The organism is Candidatus Nitrospira nitrosa (genome assembly GCF_001458735.1).
GTDB lineage: Bacteria > Nitrospirota > Nitrospiria > Nitrospirales > Nitrospiraceae > Nitrospira_D > Nitrospira_D nitrosa.
The window spans coordinates 40,347-59,927 of record NZ_CZQA01000013.1 but is presented as its reverse complement, the minus strand read 5'-3'; the positions used below and the strand labels follow the sequence as shown (position 1 = coordinate 59,927).

Sequence of the window (19,581 nt, the reverse complement as noted above, 5' to 3'; positions counted from 1 at the left end):
TCGATCAGCCCTGACTCCCAAACAAGTGCTGCCAATGGCCCACCAATGAGAACAATCGAGAGGTCGCTGGCCCCATTTGCCTGAGTGCACGTAACGAGATAGGCCAAATAGACCCAATAACCGGACAAACCGTTTCGTTCTTTGTGAAGGTGAAGGGCTCAAAACCCCCGTGCTATAGTCCCGCCATGGCGAGAATTGACTACTATCGTATCTTGGGCGTCTCCCGAGAAGCTTCTGACGAGGACATCAAGAAGGCCTATCGGAAGCTGGTGTTTGAGCACCATCCCGACAGGAACCCTGAGAAGGCCGATGCTGAAGAGCGCATCAGAGAAATCAACGTTGCCTACGAGGTCGTCGGCGATGTGGAGAAACGTCGAACCTATGATCGATTATCCTGGGGGAATGAGCCCCGTGCCGAAGCTGTTGATCCGGGCATTATTCTTCAGGACCTAGAACTTAAACTGTTTGATGAAGGTCGAAAGGAGTTCTTCTCGATCCTCATGAAAGATGTTTCACGAGTGAAGGCGGAGCTTGCGATTGTCCGACAACGTACGGTGGCTGCGCAGGGCTACGATTCATTTCTGGAGCCGATCGTGCAATCGCGGGCCTCTGAAATCATGAACGAGATTGTGACGAAAGAGATGCATCTGCGGAGCCAACGGCTCATCGACGTGGCCGCCGAAATGCTGGTGTCTCAAGGCGTTGCCAAGCGCAGCGATGACCGAGGGATGCGCTCGCTTCGCTCTCGACTGGAGGAAAGTTTTCGCAAGGGTCGGATCCACGGATATGCGTCGGCACTGGAATTATTCTACGAGAGACGGTAAGGGGATAATCGCTTCACGTTTGCGCGAGCTGTCCCGCAACGAACCTGCCGGCCTTCATGACACCCACAATCTTGCCCCGGTCTCGAAGGATCTCGATCCGTCGAAGTGGATTTCCTTTCACGATCACAAGATCAGCTTCCATTCCACGCGTCAGAGTCCCGACGGAGTCTTGGATTCCGATTAAGCGCGCTGCCGTGGCGGTCGAGGCGATGATGGCGTCCATCGGGGACATGCCCAGCGCGACCATGCGCTCCAGCTCTTGTGCATTCTCTCCATGGTAATTGAACGGTGTTCCCGCATCAGTGCCCATTGCGATGAAAATGTCGTTGTCATAGGCCTGTTTGAAGGACGATTTGTGGCGTTTCGTCATCGCCTTGGCTTTTGCCAACGCGCTTTCCGGAATACCGCAGCTAGGTCGGCAAGCTGCCGTTGTGGCTAAGGCGGAAAGGGTCGGAACCATATAAACGCCATGGCGCTTCATCAGCGCGCCGGACTCCTCATCCAATAATGTGGCATGCTCAATCGAGCGTGCACCGGCCTGGATCGCATGCTTCATTCCTGATGCTCCGTGGGCATGGGCGGCCACGGGTTTCCCAGCCTGACGCGCGGCATCCACCGCGGCTGCGAGTTCTTCTGCGGTCATTTGTACATCGTCTGGTGAAGTGCCGGGGGTGAGTACGCCTCCTGAAGCAATGACCTTAATGACCCCTGCACCGGCGGCGACCTGTTCAGCCACAACCTTTCTCACCTGGTCAACTCCCTCGACCTCCTGGCCGATGAACCGGGCATGGCCACCGATCATACAGATAGCAAGCCCTGCCCCGACGATACGCGGTCCAGGCATCAGACCTGATTCAATGGCCTGTTTCAGGGAGAAGATAGAATGGTCACGGGATCCTACATCACGCACGGTCGTAAATCCTGACTCAATCGTTGCCTGTGCATGTCTGGCCGATTTGAGAAGGGTGTAGGAGGGTTGTTCAGACTCCAGAGCACTGACCACATCCGCTTCTCCGCCTAAACAGAGATGCACATGGCAATCGATGAGTCCTGGGATCACGGTCAGGCCACGGCCGTTGATGCGGGTCGCGCCTTTCGGGATGCTCACATCGTTGCTCGGACCGACAGCGACAATCTTGGTGCCCCGTACGAGGAGCGTCATGCGGTCTCGTACCGCACCTGTTCCATCGATGAGTCGTACCTGTTGAATGGCGATGGTCACGATCTACCGTCCCACGCTATAGGTATGAGTCGCAGCCTGGAGCCCGGCACCAGGTGTCGATACCCAGCCACTTCGAATACCGATTTCTTCAAGGGCATTTAAGAGGGTGAGTACATTCGCCTCCGACGATGATTCTCCCATGAGTCCGATCCTCCACACTTTCCCCTTTAACGGTCCCAGCCCACCACCGATCTCAATACCGAAACGCCGGAGTAACTCGGCCCGCACCGCTGCCTCATCAATGTGAGCAGGAAGGGTCACGCACACTAAGGTTGAAAGTCGCCGATCTGGAGGCGGCAACGGGCTCAGGCCGAGCGCCACTAATCCTGCAATCAGTGCACGGCCGTTCAACTCGTGGCGGGCAAATCTCGCTGGAAGTCCCTCCTCCTCAATAAGGCGTAGCGCTTCCCGGAGTGCATAGATCATCGAAATTGGTGCCGTATGGTGATAGGCGCGACTCTGCTCTGCCCAGTAATCGGCGATGAGGGATAGATCAAAATACCAACTCTGACAGGGGGAACGCCGAGCCTTTAGCGCCGAGAGGGCGCGAGGACTCAGTGTCAACGGAGCCAGACCCGGCGGACAACTGAGACATTTCTGTGTGGCACTGTAGCAGACGTCGATCCCCCATCGATCGACTTCGACCGGCATTCCCCCAAGGGAGGTGACGGCGTCGACGATCAGCAGTGTATTGGACTGACGGCACAATGTCCCCATCGGTTCGATCGGCTGACAGGCCCCCGTCGAGGTTTCAGCATGGACGAGCACCACCGCCTTCACTGGGCCGGATTGTTGGAGTACCGCCGCAAGCGAGTCCGGTTCAATCACCTGACCCCACGGCACTTCCATGCGAATGGCATTTCCCCCGCAACGCTCAATGATGGTGGCCAGTCGGGTGCCGAAGACCCCATTGATCCCCACAATGACACGGTCCCCTGGTTCAACGATATTGACGATCGCAGCTTCCATCCCAGCCGATCCGGTTCCCGAGACGGCGATGGTGAAGGGGTTGCTCGTTGCAAACACTCGACGGAGGAGTGTCTGAATGTCATTCATGATGCCTAAGAACATCGGGTCGAGATGTCCGATCAGCGGAGTCGACATCGCACGCAACACCCGAGGGTGTACTGCACTGGGACCAGGCCCTAACAACAGTCTTTGTGGGGCAAGAAAGCCCTGCATGGTCAAAGCCTCCTGAATTGTCGCGTGGTTAGTATAGCCAACCCGAGAAGACATAGCTATGCGAGAAATTCTCCCACACGCGGCTCTTAGCCAATTAGAGGGGATTCGGGCGGTTGAGGGGGCGTGCTATAGTCGGCCACCATGAATGAACAGACACTCTCAATTGGACAGCTACGAGGGATTCCAGAAGCCGGTCAGTCAGCGGTCTCAGCGGCCTCTCCGCTCCCATATAACAGTCGATGGTCGCGTTTCGTAAGCGCGATCTGTGCTGGAGTCCTGTTGGCCTCCCTTGCAGGGATCCTCTGGCTGTCCCTGACCGTTCCGAAACTTCAACGATTCGAGGATCCAGGGCGCGCGCTTGACCTCATGGTCAGTCGGATGATGGAAGCCCAAGATGGCCTGCACCGTGCCCCGAAATGGATGCAATGGTTGGCGGAATGGACGATGGACAATCAGGAGCAAGCCTCTCGTCAGGCCGTCAGGTGGTATCAGGAACTGATCGCGACGACTGATGATCCATCGGCAAAGCTTCGGTTGGCGATTCTCCTTGGTGAATCCAGTCGTGAATCCGAGGCGCTTGCCGAAGCCCAGGGATGGCATGATCGTGGAACATCCGCCGAGTCTTTTCGATCGCTGATTGTCGCAGCGTACGATACGGTCCCACTTTCACTGGCCCAGGAGACAAATCTACAGACCATACTGGCAGAGACGTTGCCGAGCGGATGGTTCTACGACCATCTGGCTGCGAGGCTGGCACGACGGGCGGGTGATCATGCGCTCCTGACGACCGTCGAGACACAGAGTCAGATGAAGCAAGAGCAGGTTCAGCGATGGGTTCGTCCATTGATGATCAGTGAGTTGACCTGTCTTGCCATTGGGTCGGTGATCCTGTTGGGAATCATTCGATTGCAAGACCGGCGGCTGAATGTACTCCAGCTCCATTCACCGGGGGTGCCTCCGCCGTGGTCTGGAGGGACGGCTGCTGCAGTGATTCTCCGGGGAGGCGCCTTGGGCGCGCTGATGACCATCGCGTTCCTGTCTACACCCGCACTGAACCAGGGATCATTGCGTGCACTGGCTATTCCTCTCGCGAATCTTCCGCTGCTGCTGATCGCCTATGTGCGTTTGCTCAAGCCGGCTGGTCTCGATTTCTGGCAGGGATTTGGCCTTCGGCTCGATCGTGGCGACCGTGGGCGACTGGTTTGCATCATCTTTGCCGTGGTTGCAGCTGCACTTTGGGGTGAATGGGGCCTGGGACAAGCCGCAGAGTATCTGAAGCTTGAAAATCATTGGACTGAATGGTTCGATCAGGACTTGGTGTGGGCGACTCCGCCCATGCTCGCCACCAGTTTGCTTGAGTATGTGATTCTCGCGCCGATTTTTGAAGAGATTGTGTTTCGGGGGCTTCTCTTTGCGATGTTCCGCCGGCGATTCACGTTTCTTCCCGCCGCATTACTCAGCGCGACCATCTTTGCACTGGCTCATGGCTACAGTTTGTTGGGATTTATCAGCGTCCTCTGGAGTGGGTTCCTCTGGGCTTGGATCTATGATCGAACGGGGAGCCTCATCCCCGGCATGGTGGCCCATGCCGTAAACAACTTGCTGGTCTGTCTTACCGTGATGGCTCTGCTTCGCTGAGAGAAACTTCCTCGATCCGTTCAAGCGCTTGGTAGAGGTCGGGGTAGCGGAGACTCACCCCATCTGCTTTCAGTAGCTCGCACAGTCTCTGGTTCGCGATCCGTTTTCCCATCGGCTGTGGCTCAGGAGAGACCGAAGATCGAACCGCCCATCGTCGTTCAACGGTCCGGCAGATTTCATCCCAGGTCCTGGGAGTTCCATCGCTGACATTGTAAATCGTACCTTCCTCACCCTGCCTGATGGCTGCGAGGCAGGTCGTTGCAAGATCTTCGACATGAATCAGGTTGACGAATTTTCGTGAACGGGTGACCCTGCCGGTTCTGATCCACTTCATGGGACTGCGGCGAGGTCCATAGATCCCTGAGACTCTTAAAATAGTTGCGTTATAGGAGGTTCTAAGAAGTTCTTCACCTTGTACGCGAGGTTGCTCAAGATCAATTGTGGCTGTTTCGTTAACCCAAGGGGGTGGGTAGGTGGTCGAGAGGGAATCGACGTAGGCGGAGGTGCTGCCAAGTACCACCAGCCGACGGGTTCGCAACGATGCGGTATCAGCGAATTGTTGAACGAACTCGATCGGGACGGCGGGAAAACACCAGAGGAGATCGGTTGCGGGAGGAATCAGCTGCCAGGTCTCAGGCCGTGCAAGGTCGAACCTGATTCGTTGTTCCGCACGCAAGTCTGCGAGGTTTCGATCAGGATCGCGACTGGTCGCAAAGACCTGTGCGTACTGTTGCGTGGCGAGTGGTAGGAAAAACTTGGAGCTGTAGCCTGACCCAAGAATAGTGAGTGAGTGATGCAAGGCAGAGAATCCTTCCTGTTGATTGGCAGGCAGTGTGCCAGTGAGCTGTCATCCGAGTCCAATGAAAAAGTCATCGCGCATGATCCATCCGAATACGTGCTTCGATTGCAGTGTTGTGAGGGATTAAGAGGGAGTGGTATAAACAACAGTATGTTTCAGGAAAGCCAGCGGAACACACCACGGCTGAGACGATCGCACGTCGTCTGTCTCCTTCCGTGTTTGGTGCTTCTGTCTGCTTGTGGTGATGGAGGGGAAGGTGGGCTTGGTGGACTCGGTGCGATCGGAGGAGAACGTACGACAGGTGCGATCGTCTACGTCACCAATAGTGGATCCAATAGTGTGTCCGGATACACCGTGAACCAGGCGACCGGGGGGCTCGCGGCCATTGCCGGTTCTCCATTCCCCGATGTTCCGACTCCGTCGGCGATCGCCGCAACCCCCAACGGGTTGTTCGCCTACATAGCCAACAGCCAGACGAACAAAGTGACAGCCTTCCGGGTTGGCACCAATGGTACGTTGTTGCTTGGAGACTCGAACTCTGGAAATCCCAATCCGGTTGTTGTGGGCACAGCCCCGCGTGCCCTTGCGATCTCAAGAGATTCTCAATTCCTGTATGTGGCGAACAGTGGATCAGATAATGTAAGCGTCTTTAAGATAGGCACGGCCGGAGTGCTGACGCTTGTTCCACAAGCGGAGGGGCCTTTCAAGCCGGTCGGTGCAGGGGTGTCCTCGCCGATTGCATTGGCGATGACTCCGAATGGGCGGTTTCTATATGTTGCCACCAGTACCTCCAGCATGGTCACGGTATTTCAGGTCGATGCGTCCGGGATACTCACGCTCGTACCGCCGGCTGGACCGGGTACGAATCCTATTTCATCAGGTGGGACAGGGCTCACGGCGATCGGGCTCTCCCCGAACGGACAGTTTCTCTATGTGACCAACGGGACGTCCAACAACGTGACGATGTTTCGAGTTGAACCATCCGGGCTGCTCACACTGATTCCACCGACCGGTTCCAATCCAGTTTCGACAGGTGGAACGACTCCAAACGGTCTTGCGGTGGGAGCCGATGGGGCTCATCTTTATGTGGCCAATGGAGGAGGAAGTGTATCGGTGTTTGCGATAGGGAGCAGTGGTTTACTGACTCTCGTGCCGGCCGTAGGGGCAAGCCAAAATCCTATTCCCACGCTCACAGGGTCGAATCCTGTGGCGCTTGCGGTTTCTCCGGACGGACTGTTCTTGTATGTGGCGAATCGTGCCACCAGTGTCTCAGGAGGCACGATCTCGGCCTACACGATCGTCTCTGGAACAGGTGCGTTGGTGCCCGTCACGCAGCTTCTGGGGAATCCCTTTCGTGCGGAGAATACGCCTTCCGCCATTGCCACGCTTGGACCAGCGTCCTGAGCGACGCGGTGCAGTGGGAAGGTCTTCACTCAGCTCGCTAACCGAGTTCGCGATCGATCCCTGGTCCGGGATCCCTCATCCGAAAAACGGTCCCGTAGCAGGTACTGGAGCTGTTGCGCGGGCACGGGTTTACTAAAGAGATACCCTTGATAGGCATCACAGCCTTGTAGTCGAAGATAGGCCAGTTGATCGTGGGTTTCCACCCCTTCGGCGACGATGTGCAGCTTGAGCGCACGCCCCATGCCCACAATCGCCCGCGTGATCGGTGAATCCTCCTTGCCAAGCTTGAGATCCTTGATGAAGGCCTGGTCGATCTTGAGCGTGTCGATCGGGAACTGTTCCAGATAGGCAAGGGAGGAGTAGCCCGTTCCAAAATCATCGATGGCGAGTCGAAAGCCGGACGCCTTGAGTTCCTGCAAAAGGGTGGTTGTTGAGGCGGCGTCCCTCATGAGCACGCTTTCGGTCAGTTCCAACTCGATATCCTGCGGGTTACCACCCTCCGTGTAGACCAGCGACTTCACCCGGCTGGCGAGGTTGGGCTGTCGAAAATGAAGTCCGGATAGATTGATCGCCACAGTCGTCGGAGCCAATCCGTTTTTGTGCCAGATCCGCTGTTGTTGCGCGACGCTTTTGATGACCCATTCGCCCATTTGGATCATCAGCTCCTCCTCTTCCGCGACCGGGATGAACTCGGCAGGGGAGATCAGCCCGCGGGTCGGATGTTGCCATCGGATCAGCGCTTCAAACCCAATGACTTTTTCGGAAAGAATGTCCACCTGCGGTTGGTAGTGCAGAATAAACTGGTTTTCAGACACGGCGGTGCGTAAGTCTTGTTCAAGATTGACTCGAGCGGCGATCGAGACATTCATCGTATGAGAGTAGAACTGATAGCCGTTGGAACCGTTCCGTGCGGCCGACTGAGCGGCCGTGCCGGCGTTGCGTAGGATCTGTTCTGCCTCGGTGCCGTCGGAACCAGGTATCGCAATTCCGATATTGGCCGAGAGCACCACGCTGGCCGATTTAATCTGAAACGGAATGCGCAGTGCCTCGAGACAATTCTGGGCGACCCGAGCCGCATCCTCCGGCACGGCGAGATTGGCTAAGAACAGCGTAAACTGACCATCATTGAGGCGTGCCAGTATCGACGGATCGGCACCCGGGGGGTGGGCGACCGTGATGTTCGCTGCGAGAACTTGTTGCAGCCGTGTGGCTACCTCTCGGATGAAGTCATCTCCGCTTTGAGCACCATGCAGATCACAGATGCGGTGATACCGATCCAAACTTATGACGAAGACCGCACCACGGCTACCTGTGCCGGATGTCAGGACTTGACCGACGCGATGGAGAAAGAGGGTTCGGTTGGGAAGATGTGTCAAACTATCGTAGTTCGCCATGAAATAGATCTTCATTTCAGCAGCCCGCGCATCGGTGACATCCTGTACCGTTCCAATGAGGCGGCGAGCCTGCGCGCTGCTGTCCGTCATGACTTCACCCAGAAGATGGACTACGCGGTTTACGCCGTCGCGAGGTATGAGCCGGTGGTCCATATCCACTCCTGTTCCGTCGGCGATCGTCCTGTGGAGAGCTTGGCTCACCAATTCTCGGTCTTCGTCGTGGACACAGGCCAGATACGTGGAGTGTGTGGAGTCGATGGTGCCGGGCTGGGCTCCAAGAATCCGACAGGCTGCTTCCGAAAGATCCATCCGATCGTTGGCCGGATCCCATTCCCAACCACCAAGGCGAGCGATCCGTTGTGCTTGGGCCAATTGAGATTCGCTGGTGCGAAGGGCACCCATCGTGTGGCTGGCGCGCAACATGTACCGAACTCGCTGGCTGAGCATGAGCCCATGGCAGGGTTTCACGATAAAGTCGGTAGCGCCCCTTTCATAAGCCTGTGCGATTGAGTCGACATCGTCGAGGCCGGTCATGATGAGAATCGGCACGAACGTTCCGTGCGGCAGCCGACGGATGTGTTCACACACGGCAAATCCATTCATGCCGGGCATTTGCAAGTCTAGGATGATGATATCGGGCATTGTGGACGAGACGAATGCGACGGCGGCTTCCCCGCTGCTGGCATCCTCGACACGGAGATCGCCCTGTTCAAGGCTCATACGTGAGAGCATGCGAAAGGTGGCATCATCGTCGACGATCAGCGCCAGCGGGAGAGACGGTTGGATCGAGCTGGTCATGTGGGTCTCCTCTCAAGCTCGGCCTGAAAGATCTGGCTGGCGTGGGCGAACGCCTCGCTCAGTGGGTCTACCAATGGTTCGGCTTCCGTGAGCTGTCCCTGGCGACTGAGGTCTTCGAGCTGACGGCAAAGTTTGGAGAGTGAGACGGCCCCGAGCATCGCACTTCTCGATCGAAGGCTATGGGCTGCCTGGCTCACCACCTGTGCATTCTCGTTGGCCATGCCTTGACGGATCGTTGCTACCACCTCATGGGAATCAGCCAAATACAGTGACAAGATTTGGGCCAACACATCCGGGTTCCCCGGTCGTTGGAGGCCTGTAATCGATTTCCAGGCGTTTCGATCAACGATGAATGTGGCGTCTGAATCTGGGGCGGAGGCCGATGCGCTGGGTATGGAAGGTCTGAGGCTGGATTGGCTTGAAGCCGGCAGCTGTTGGATGTCGGTCGTAGGACTGGAGGAGAGCCACGTGGTCAAGACGGTCTGTAGTTGTTCCATCGAGAAGGGCTTTGCGATGTAATCGTTCATCCCCTTGGCCAGGCACTGTTTACGATCGCCTGGCGTCGCATGGGCCGTGAGGGCGATAATCGGCATCGGGGCTCGTGATTCATGCCGCTCCCATTCACGGATTCGCGTGGTGGCTTCGAATCCATCCATTTCCGGCATTTGGCAATCCATCAAGATCACATCGTAGTGGGATCGTTGGGCATGCTCGAGGACCTCTCGGCCGTTCTGAGCCACGGTTACGGTACATCCCATGCTTTGGAGCATGAGCAGGGCGATTTCTTGGTTTACCGCGTTGTCTTCTCCCAGGAGGATATGACCTGATAAGGTCGGTGCTGCCGGCTCCGGATGCGTGTGTTGCGTAGTGATCGCCTCGTCGGCGAGCGCGTTGCCTAAGGCGTGATACAGTGCGTGGAACCGGATTGGTTTGGTCACATAGTGCATGTGAACCGATGGGGTATCCTGCTCAACATCTGCTCGCCTGATGAGCGAGACAAGTCGGATGATCTTGACGGATTGTAGTGTCGGGTCGGAGAGCAAGGTCTGGACGATTTGCGTATCGGGCATTTGGTCGAAGCGTTCATCGATCACTGCGATGACCGGCCCATGTTCGGCTGCGAGCCCCGTCATGATGTGCTCGAGGAACTCACCCTCGCTGTCGGCCATGTGTGGGGAAATACCCCAGGAGGAAAAGTACTGTGCCAGGACATGGCGAGTCGAAGAGGCATCGACGGCTGTGCATAGGCACAGATCTCCAAATGCAGCATCGGTGTCGGTGGACGTGGGCGCAACCGACTGAAGCAGGAACGGAAGTATGACCCAGAAGGTGCTGCCTTGACCGATCATGCTGCTGACACCAATGGTTCCCCCCATCAATGCACTAAGCTGTTTGCAGATGCTCAGACCAAGGCCCGTCCCGCCGTGAACGCGCGTCGAGGCCCCATCCACCTGCGAAAAGGATTGAAAGAGTTTTGCCTGTCCTTCCGGACTGATACCGGAGCCTGTATCGATGACGGCGAGTTTGATTCGGGCCGGTTCGTTCAGTCCGGATGCCGGAGACTCGAGGGTCACGCGTAGGATGACTTCACCTTCCAGGGTGAATTTGATGGCATTGCCAAGCAAGTTCGTGATGATTTGACGGATGCGGATGGGGTCTCCGTTCACTGTGCTTGGAACGGAGGGGGGATAGTCAACCAGAAGGTTGAGTCTTTTTCGTTGGGCCCGTTCCGCCAACTGTTCCGCCGTGCGTTCGACGATTTCGCGCAAGTCGATCGATGTTGATTGGATCTCCAGTTTGCCAGCCTCGATCTTGGAAAAATCAAGGATATCGTTGATCAGGGTCAAGAGGGTGTCGCCGGAGTTGTAGATCGTCTCGACGTAGTGGCGCTGGGTCTCTGAGAGCGGTGTGCGAGCCAGGATCTCAGTCATCCCGATGACGCCGTTCATGGGGGTTCGGATCTCGTGGCTCATGTTCGCCAGAAATTCAGCCTTGGCCTTTGTCGCATCTTCGGCCGCGAGTTTCGCGATGGCCAAGGCTTCTTCGGATTCACGACGTCGTGCGGCCTCAAGCACCAACGTCATGAAGTTTGCCAAGGCTTGGGCGAACTGCTGTTCATCGGATGCCCAGTCCCGGGGGGAGCTAATCTGCTCAATTGAGACGACGCCGGCCAGCTTGCCTTGTGTGTGAAACGGAGCATCAAGCCTTGCTCCGATCCGGCTCGGCGAGAGGAGTGCGGGACCCAGCTCCTGAAAGGTCGGGTCCTGGACCGCCTGTGCCGCTGCTATAAGCTGTCCCCGGTCAAGGGCTGATAGATAGTGTGGGTATTGTCCACGGAGCAGCTTTTGCCCGAACGTATGTTGCATGGCGACCTGATCATACTGATCAAGACAGTAGAGCGACTGGGTCTGTTCGTCATAAATCCAGGCGCTGACTCGATCGACGAGCAGCGCCTGTGCCGCGATAGTCGTCAACTGCTTCGCCGTGACGGGGAGTGATCCCTCGAACACCGTGCGGTCTTGGACCAGGGCCAGCGTCGCACTCTGTTGGTGGCGTAGCCGTTCCTCCTTTGTGGCCAATGATTGATTCGTCGCTTGAAGGAGCGTGGCCTGTTCTTCCGCCTGCTGCTTGGCATCCACCGCCCCAACCAATTCCGACTGGGCCTGCAGACGTGCCTGAATCGCCAGGCTGTTCGCCAACGCAATGGCCACCTGGTCGGCCAGCCGGCGAGCATAGGTCACATCATGAGCAGGCGGAGACTTCCGTTGGCGATAGGCGAGTACCAATGCTCCACTGACACGCTCGTTCACGATGATCGGAAATATGATGAAGAGCGAGAGGCCTGGTCGCATCATCAAAGACAGATAAGAGGGGAGCGCAGTCGCTGGTGCCGCCATGTGGTGAGGATGCGCCGTCATGGCAGCCAGATGTTCCTCGGAAAGCTGACATGGATAGATCGTCGTCTCGTCTGATTGGCGCTGAATGTAGCGGACGGACAATTCAGTGGGGCCGGCCTCTTCGGGATTGAGCAGCGTCATTCCCACGGCGTCACAGGCGATGCTTTCCGTGATGCGGGATTGTACGATTTTTACCATAGTGGCCGGCTCATGGCTCGAGAGAATGGCCTGGCTGATCGCCGAGAGCGTCTCCAGCATGTGAAACTGTTGATTCAGCTTGTCCGTCATGCTGTTGAACGAATCAGCTAACTCCTCGAATTCATCGCCGCTCTGAACGGTCACCTGGGTCGAGAAATCTCCGGTGGCCAGACGCGCGGTCCCCTCTTTCAGCAATGTCACCGGTCTGAGGCTTCGTCGGATATGAGCAAGGCTGAGCAGGACGACAGCGCTCAATGCGCACGCGATCACCAGGAAGAATGTGTGGCGGAATCGTTCGACTGGTGCCAAGGCCGAGGCTCGCGTTTGGCTGAGGACAATCGTCCATGGTTCGACCAGAAACGTATGACGGAGCGGCATCGACCAGGCCCCGGCGATATACTCGTGGGTGTCTAATTGCCATATCATCCCGTTGCCCATGGGAGCGGCGCTGTCATGTCGACGAAAGTCCGGGAGTACGACTGGCTTCCCAAAGGTCGAGTAGAGCTCATGACGGTCGCCATCTTCGACGACGAGATCCGTATCGCCCGGCAACGTCTCCTTGACCTGTGTGCTCCATAGCTCTGTACCGTCAAGGTGTGCGGAGAGCAACCCGGCTTCCCAGTGCGCGGGATTGACGAGACGAGTCAGCGTCAGTTGCGGCAGCTGATCGGGAGCGGGAGAGACCTCGAGCAATGATTTGCCCTCCTGGAGATGGGCAGTCTGAGACTGTGTGAGTTCCCGTCGATGAGGACCTGTAGCGGGAGTGAGCCGTACGTCACGAAAGCGATGAGCCAGTTCCTTGACTGATGTGGTGATCGCAACTTCTTCGGTCACCGTGCCGTCTTGCGGCAGCTCCCTCGAAATTCGGCTCAGGTCTGCGGTGAGGGTGAGAAGATGATTATAGAGCACCATTCCCTGGGACTTGCTCTCTTGCTTGAGCCGGGCGGCTGATTGGACGATCAGTTCCTGGGTGACCTGGCGGTAGGACATCCATCCAAGGAGGGAGGTTGGAACCAGCGCGCAGAGGACGAACAGCCCGAGAATACGGCGTCCGATGCGACTGTGAAAGAGGGAATGAGGCAGCATCGTCTACATGGATCCAATACGCTAAAAGTTCCTAGCCAGGCCATAAAATCCGCCGTCGCTTGCGCGAATCACGTCATCTTGGCTCTTCGGTGGGTTCAACGAGGCAACTGAATCGAGATTCTTTCCCATACTGTACATGTCGAAGTCCGAGTTAATCGGAACAAGGAACCGGTCTTTCCTGGCTCCTCCCACGCCTCCGCAGGGCGGTCCACCCCCGGTACTGCCACCTCCTCCGGTACTCCCGCTATTGCCCGCACTTGTCCCCCCACCACTTCCGCTGTTATTCCCGCCTCCACCCCCGTTGCCGCCGGCAGCAGTAAGATGCAGGTAACCTTGAGACTGTCCATTATGGATGGCCAACGAGACAAGCCATTGACTGTCTGCTGAAAATGAGTAGCCGGCGGGAACCGTTCGTGAATTATTCTTCTGCCGCAATTTCAGTTTGGCCAGGCTGGTGATGTCATCAGTCGTCCCGCAATTGATGCGGTAGTACTGATAGGGAGTCCCCCAGGGATCCAGCCTCGTGCTAAGACCGACATCTGCGAGGCTATTCGGATAAGCTCCGACCGCCAAGGCAAATCCTTTGATGTCTTTGGCGAGACCGTGCAGTTCCGAGATGGCTCGTGCCACGCGTGCCTTCTCGATAAAATCCATGTAATTCGGGACGGCCAGAGCGGCCAAAACGCCCATGATTGAGACGGCGAGCATGAGTTCAATGAGACTAAATCCGCCAGCATGCCGGAGACACGATCGGGACCGTCGGGTTGTACGAAATGAGGGTATCCCCAGAATGAATGTGCTCTCGTGCTTCATGGTGATCGTCTAACCGCTATGAGTTTTAAATGTATCCAAAGAGGACTTCAGTCCCGATAAATTCTGTTCCATCTGCTTTGCGAGGGTGGCCAAGGCAGGATCCTCTTTCGCCAGAGCCAGTTCCCTAATCCGGGTGGCATCGAGCGCCAGGAGGACCTGCATGTGTTTGATCGCCGTGATCTTCGAGTGCAGCTGAGCCGTCATGTGATTGACCAGGTCGACCTCCGGGGTCAAATAGTCCCCCTGACGCAAGGTGGTGCGAACGCACAGGTTGCCGTTGCCGATCTGAGGGAACACATGTGTAAGTCGAGAGAGAGGGCCGGCCACCCGATGCATCAGCCGCATGGAGTGTATGCAATGGAGCACGACCACGAGGCCGGCACCAAGCGCCCATGGCCAGAATCTGGAGTGGAGGTTGAGGAGATCGTTGGCGACGACGGCTCGCTCTTGCCATGACAGCGCGGGATTATCGAGTGCTTGCATGAGCGGTTTGAACACGGGAATGGCCAACAACAGGAAGATGATCAATGAATAGATGATGACCTGACTCAGCATGCGGACCTGCAGCGGGTGCACCATGTTGATCCAACGCCTCGAGTGAGGACGATCAGTCTGAGATTCTGGATCGATCCGATCCGCTGGTACGACGGTGAGCGTGGGAGGCTGGCGTGGAGATTCTCCTACAGGGCTTTGATCCGCCGGTGGCTCCAGGTCCTGTTTCGATGTGTTGGTCGCGCGAAGTGGTTGCCCCATGATTAGGCAGCCTTCCTGATCGCTGGTAAGTCTTTTTGAGCGGACTCACCAAATTCGAACTGTTGTTGCTCAGGCATGTTCTCGATCTTCAACGCGAAGTCTGCCAGGCAGCCCTTGAATCGGCGAATTTCTTCGTCGAGTGTCTGCAGCGCGGATGTGATTTGCCCGGGTGCCTGTGCCTGCACGTGGATCGCCACCGCTTCATAGGCTTCGGTGACCAGCGCTGAGTGGAGGTTGATGGTCTGGATCCGATTTTCAAGACTATCCAGCATTGTGTTGAATGCCTGTGCCTCCCGATGGAGGTAGTCGTGTTTGCGTAACCGTGCCCGTTGATGCAGATCGCCGCTTCCGATCGACCGAAAGAGGGTAGAGAAGCGGTACAGTGGCCCGGCAATGCGGTGCATGAAATACAGGGAGTGGAGGAGCAACGCAAGGAAGGTGATGATCAGCCAGGGCCAGATCCGAGAATGGAGCTCAAGAAACTGGGACGCCACCTGCGCATGCTGTTCCCAGGATACGGATGGGTCGTAAAGCGGCTGTACCATCGGCAGAAAGATCACGGCATACAGCGTGATCAACAGACAAGCCACGTAGACCAGCGTGGTCCCAATACACCAGTATTGGACGGGATGCACGAACAACTGTCTCCGTTGAAAGAGACCAATCATGACTCCACCGCTTGTCGCGTCCAGACGAGATGTGCCTGGTTCTTGAAGGTGATGGTGTGGTCTTTGGTGTGATAGTAGAAGGACAAGGTCTGTTCGTCGCTTCGAGAATCGCCGTAGACGATTGTGTACAACGTGCGAGGTCCTTCTGTACTCATGTCGATGCGCCGCATGGCTTGCGCATCCAGATGTTCGAATCCGACGCTGAACGACACACCGTTTGTGGTAAATACCAGCATGCTGTTCTCGTATCCGTTCGCCGAGGTGATCCAGGCACCGATCAACTCATTCGGGCAAGAGACGGCCGGGTCACGGGCTACGATGCTGTAGATCAGGCCGACCAACAGCAGGCCACCGATCACCACCAAGGTCGTGGTGGACTTATTGGAAGGCTGCTCAGTAGGCGGAGCTGTGGCAATCCCCATTCGTTTCATAGGTGCCCCGTATTCTTGGGAAGACATCCCGAAAGCCTTGTCATGGCATCGTATCTTGTTCGGCTGACTCGTCAATAACTTGATCATTTCTCGCAGGTTAGAGAATGCGAATACGCTTGGTGATAGGAGCGTTGTGGGAGAAACGAATGGGGATGTGGTACTCGCGGCTCTCAAGCAGAAGTCGTTGAGGGAACCAAGCGTCGAGGAGGAAGAGTCGGGGACGCAATGAATCAGATCATAGATTCTGCAGCCAGGCCACTACCTCCTCTGTCACACGGTTCGGCTCGTCTTCATGTACGAAATGGCCTGCACTGGCTATTGGGACTACAGTCAGGTTGCTTACGAAATGTCCTAACCCATCAAGATTGTGACGCACAAGTGCCTGGTCCTGGAGTCCCCAGATGACAAGTGTGGGAATGTTGATGGTGGGATAGCCTCCCTTGCGCTGACGCAGCGCCCCTTTCCCGCGAATTGCCGCGCGATAGTAGTTCAGCATGGCAGTGAGGGCGCCTGGCGTGCAGGCCTGTTGCCGGTAGCGCGTAACGATGTCGTCTGGCATGTGCTGGCGATGAACCGCCATACGCTCGAAGATTTTTCCGATGACGTACCCCTGTCCCATGGACAACACGGCTTCAGGAAGTCGAGGAATCTGAAATATCCCCATGTACCAGGAGCGGCGCATTTGTCGCCAGTGCCTGAGTTCCCGCTCGAAGCAGGCCGGGTGTGGGGCGTTCAAGATCACAAGAGCTTTGATGCGGTTCGGGTGCCGCAGGGCATAGTACCAGGCGATGATGCCTCCCCAGTCGTGTCCAACCAGGATGGCCTCCGAGGTCCCTGCGGCCGTCAGCAGTCCGCTGACGTCTTCCAGCAATGACTCGATTGCGTAGGCCTCAAGACCAACGGGACGGGTCGTTCCACCATAGCCACGGAGATCAGGGGCCCAAACTCGATAGCCGGCTTCTGCCAGCGGCTGAAGCTGGTATCTCCATGAACGCGCGCACTCTGGGAAACCATGCAGGCAGAGCACCAGCCGTTCTCCCGTTCCCGCCATGGCGACTCGAAAGGACAGCTGATTGGCCGAGACCTGCCCATAGGAGCAGGCCGTTGTGCTGGGAGGATTCGGGTCGTTCCTATTCATGTGCAAGAATTGAAAAAGTACTGGTCGGATTGCGACGGCTTCGCTATGCTTACCGGAATGGAACGGCCAAATTGGGTGTTTCGGCAAGATCAGGAGAAATGGCTTGCACATCCAGAAGGCAATCCGCAGCGCGAAGTGCATGCGGCCTCCTTCGATGAGCTGCAGATAAAAGTGCGGCAGCAGAGCCAAGAGTTCGCGAAAAGTCCGCGCGAACTTCCTCGCGTCGAGCGATCTGCAGCCGAACAACCCCGCATCGATACACCCCGATTTGTGATCTCACTGGATCAAGACAAGTGGCGTGGGTATCTGCAGGGGTACCCTGATCAGTCGGCACAAGGGGATTCCTTCGATGAAGTGGAGTTCAAACTCAGTCTTCTCTGGCGCGATCTCGTCGGTAGAAAGTCTCCCACCTTTCGAAAAGCGGCCTAAGTCATACTCCGTTGCGACGCTTCATCCGCCGGACGTGCTGACTTCTCTCCGCACGTGAAGATATCCGGTGCTAGCCTCGGCGACTTGAATCATCCACACCCCAGCATCCGGAGAAAGTTTCATCAGCAGCTAGGCGCTTGAGCCCCCACTCCGGATGGTTGAATGCGTCGCTTGCACAGGTCATCGGTTCGATGGCCAGCGCAACACGCGGGGCGTCCGCAATGGCATCTCCCGTATAGACGACCACTGAGGAAAAAGCCGCGTCCATCGTCATGGTGATCGTTCGGTTGCTTGGGACATGACGAAGAGCGGCCATGGCGACTCCTTCGGTGTCACGCTCCAAGTTGACGTAGCAATGGTTGAAGCGTTGCTGTGCAATCGGGCGAAACCGGCGATAGTCCCACGGCGTATCCTGTACGGGATAGATCGTCCCAGTTGGGACGAGCCGTTGGTTGAATTCCAAGAATCCGGTGCCGGGGATCTGTGCCTCCGCTTCGTCGATGATGCCGGTGCCGACGGTGAAGTAGGGATGAAATCCCACGCCCACCGGTGCAGGTTTGTGACCAACGTTCGTCACGGAAAACCTGCACCCAAGGCCCTGTTTGTTCAGTTCATACGTCACTAGGATCCGAAGGGAAAAGGGGTAGCCCCGCTCGGCATATGTTGTGGCGTCGAGACGTACCCCAAATGCGACGCGGTTCGGATGAGATTCCTGTATGTGCCAAGGTAGGTTGCGAACAAAACCGTGAATGGCGTTCGGGCCTTCCTTATCGTTACATTCCAGCTGAAATGTTCGGCCGTCGAAAGAGTACCGTCCATTGCCGATGCGGCCAGGAAAGGGGATCAGGACATCGCCTTGCCCCCCTCGCTTTCCGCTACCGCCGGAATAGCCCCAGGCAATATCGATCTCCCGTCCATCTGCATCAATGAAAAGGTATCTGCGTAAGGACGCGCCCCAAGGAGATACGACTGCTCGTTGATTCTGAAATGAGAGCGTACGCTCAGTGTCCGCTGTCATGGATGCCATCGTCCTGGTTCTCCGTGCCGCTACGGTTTTGCGTGGGTACTATCGGACAACGCCGTATCGACAGATCTGAGGTTCTGAGGCCAGCAGACCGCTCAATTGTTGCAGCGCCGCCGATAGGTGGGGCGTCATGAAATGCGCTTGTTCTGCTGCAGCGCTTGCCCATTGTTCGATAAACACGAATTCCGTCTTATCGGCATGGTTTTGCAAGAGCTCGTAGCTGAGACAGCCGGGTTCTCGGCGAGTCACATCGACTAAGGCGGTCAGGATCTCTCGTACCTGTGCCACGTGGTGGAGCTTGGCGTGAGCTCGAGCAATCACACGGAGAGAGCTATCGACGGTCATGGGATTCTCCCTCGTTGGGATCTGACTGGCTAGACGGCTACTTCACAAACGGGTTGCCCGATGTTTTCCATTCGTCAAGGTTCATAATCACCGCAGAGGTCTGTGTGAATCCAAGTTCTCCAAGAGTTTGAGCGGCAAGTGTCGCACGTCTCCCACTTTGACACTGGAGCACAATTGGGTGTTCCATGTCGGTTTTCTGCAGATAGTTCCAGATTTTGGAATCGATCACTCCACGTGGAATGTTGATCGCTCCAGGGACGTGTCCGGCTGCATACTCTTGCGGTTCACGCACATCCACAATCAAGGCTGCGCCAGGATTATCAACAATCTTTCGATACTCTTCCATGCCAATGGTTTTGACCGGCTTCTGCGCTGATTCAACATTCTGTTTGGCCGATGGAGAGACGCTCTGAGCGATAGCCGACGAAGAAAAAGTAAGAGTAAGAGAGACGCCGAAGAGGGCCGTCACGGAGAAGGCGGCCAACAGACTTATGATTTTCATGAAAGAATCTCCTTTCGATGATTGTGCCGTATCTGG

17 protein-coding genes are annotated in these 19,581 nt (G+C 56.6%); 4 read left to right on the top strand and 13 right to left on the bottom strand.

Features of this window, described 5'->3' with window-relative positions:
• Positions 1 to 185: 185 nt before the first annotated feature.
• Positions 186 to 824 (top strand): DnaJ domain-containing protein, encoded by a 639-nt coding sequence (locus COMA1_RS22245; RefSeq protein WP_090751101.1) that lies wholly within the window; start codon positions 186 to 188, stop codon positions 822 to 824.
• Positions 825 to 837: 13 nt separating this feature from the next.
• Here the strand turns inward: COMA1_RS22245 and COMA1_RS18935 are convergent, their stop codons facing one another.
• Positions 838 to 2,046 carry a metal-dependent hydrolase family protein gene (locus tag COMA1_RS18935; RefSeq protein WP_090751100.1) on the bottom strand — a complete coding sequence of 403 codons (1,209 nt, stop codon included), beginning with the start codon at positions 2,044 to 2,046 and terminating at the stop codon, positions 838 to 840.
• 3 nt (positions 2,047 to 2,049) lie between these two features.
• On the bottom strand, positions 2,050 to 3,228 hold the full coding sequence (locus COMA1_RS18930) for a pyridoxal-phosphate-dependent aminotransferase family protein (protein WP_090751099.1): 1,179 nt from the start codon (positions 3,226 to 3,228) through the stop codon (positions 2,050 to 2,052).
• A gap of 141 nt (positions 3,229 to 3,369) precedes the next feature.
• Between COMA1_RS18930 and COMA1_RS18925 the strand changes: the two genes are divergently transcribed.
• Entirely contained in the window at positions 3,370 to 4,866 is a 1,497-nt protein-coding gene (locus COMA1_RS18925) for a CPBP family intramembrane glutamic endopeptidase (RefSeq protein WP_090751098.1), read from the top strand.
• On the opposite strand, the gene COMA1_RS18920 is transcribed toward COMA1_RS18925, so the two are convergent.
• Positions 4,841 to 5,665 (bottom strand): Rossmann-fold NAD(P)-binding domain-containing protein, encoded by an 825-nt coding sequence (locus tag COMA1_RS18920; RefSeq protein ID WP_090751097.1) that lies wholly within the window; start codon positions 5,663 to 5,665, stop codon positions 4,841 to 4,843. The two genes, COMA1_RS18925 and COMA1_RS18920, sit on opposite strands and share 26 nt — an antisense overlap.
• A 150-nt stretch (positions 5,666 to 5,815) precedes the next feature.
• On the opposite strand from COMA1_RS18920, the gene COMA1_RS18915 reads away from it, so the two are divergent.
• Entirely contained in the window at positions 5,816 to 7,069 is a 1,254-nt protein-coding gene (locus COMA1_RS18915) for a lactonase family protein (protein WP_176698186.1), read from the top strand.
• 29 nt (positions 7,070 to 7,098) lie between these two features.
• Here COMA1_RS18915 and COMA1_RS18910 read toward each other — a convergent pair whose 3' ends face one another.
• From COMA1_RS18910 to COMA1_RS18880, 7 genes are all read right to left on the bottom strand, one after another.
• Entirely contained in the window at positions 7,099 to 9,261 is a 2,163-nt protein-coding gene (locus COMA1_RS18910; protein ID WP_090751095.1) for a putative bifunctional diguanylate cyclase/phosphodiesterase, read from the bottom strand.
• Entirely contained in the window at positions 9,258 to 13,442 is a 4,185-nt protein-coding gene (locus COMA1_RS18905; RefSeq protein WP_090751094.1) for a response regulator, read from the bottom strand. Before COMA1_RS18905 ends, COMA1_RS18910 begins: the two co-directional genes overlap by 4 nt.
• A 21-nt stretch (positions 13,443 to 13,463) precedes the next feature.
• Entirely contained in the window at positions 13,464 to 14,255 is a 792-nt protein-coding gene (locus tag COMA1_RS18900; protein WP_090751093.1) for a type IV pilin protein, read from the bottom strand.
• Between the two features lie 9 nt (positions 14,256 to 14,264).
• Complete coding sequence (locus COMA1_RS18895; RefSeq protein ID WP_090751092.1) at positions 14,265 to 15,008, bottom strand: methyl-accepting chemotaxis protein; 744 nt, start codon at positions 15,006 to 15,008, stop codon at positions 14,265 to 14,267.
• Positions 15,009 to 15,010: 2 nt separating this feature from the next.
• A complete protein-coding gene (locus COMA1_RS18890; protein ID WP_090751091.1) occupies positions 15,011 to 15,676 on the bottom strand; it encodes a methyl-accepting chemotaxis protein in 666 nt (221 codons plus the stop codon).
• Positions 15,673 to 16,107, bottom strand: a complete 435-nt coding sequence (locus COMA1_RS18885; protein ID WP_090751090.1) for a hypothetical protein — start codon at positions 16,105 to 16,107, stop codon at positions 15,673 to 15,675. Before COMA1_RS18885 ends, COMA1_RS18890 begins: the two co-directional genes overlap by 4 nt.
• 235 nt (positions 16,108 to 16,342) lie before the next feature.
• Complete coding sequence (locus COMA1_RS18880; RefSeq protein ID WP_090751089.1) at positions 16,343 to 17,386, bottom strand: alpha/beta fold hydrolase; 1,044 nt, start codon at positions 17,384 to 17,386, stop codon at positions 16,343 to 16,345.
• Between the two features lie 30 nt (positions 17,387 to 17,416).
• Here COMA1_RS18880 and COMA1_RS18875 point away from each other — a divergent pair, with 30 nt between their 5' ends.
• Positions 17,417 to 17,674 carry a hypothetical protein gene (locus COMA1_RS18875; RefSeq protein ID WP_141654422.1) on the top strand — a complete coding sequence of 86 codons (258 nt, stop codon included), beginning with the start codon at positions 17,417 to 17,419 and terminating at the stop codon, positions 17,672 to 17,674.
• Positions 17,675 to 17,744: 70 nt separating this feature from the next.
• Here the strand turns inward: COMA1_RS18875 and COMA1_RS18870 are convergent, their stop codons facing one another.
• Genes COMA1_RS18870 through COMA1_RS18860 form a run of 3 tightly spaced genes read right to left on the bottom strand, consistent with a single transcriptional unit; the run spans position 17,745 to position 19,545 of the window.
• Entirely contained in the window at positions 17,745 to 18,701 is a 957-nt protein-coding gene (locus COMA1_RS18870; RefSeq protein WP_090751087.1) for an aldose 1-epimerase, read from the bottom strand.
• A 39-nt stretch (positions 18,702 to 18,740) separates the two neighbouring features.
• Complete coding sequence (locus tag COMA1_RS18865; RefSeq protein WP_090751086.1) at positions 18,741 to 19,043, bottom strand: putative quinol monooxygenase; 303 nt, start codon at positions 19,041 to 19,043, stop codon at positions 18,741 to 18,743.
• A 37-nt stretch (positions 19,044 to 19,080) separates the two neighbouring features.
• Positions 19,081 to 19,545: a rhodanese-like domain-containing protein gene (locus COMA1_RS18860; RefSeq protein WP_176698184.1), complete on the bottom strand. Its 465-nt coding sequence runs from the start codon at positions 19,543 to 19,545 to the stop codon at positions 19,081 to 19,083.
• Between the last annotated feature and the right edge of the window lie 36 nt (positions 19,546 to 19,581).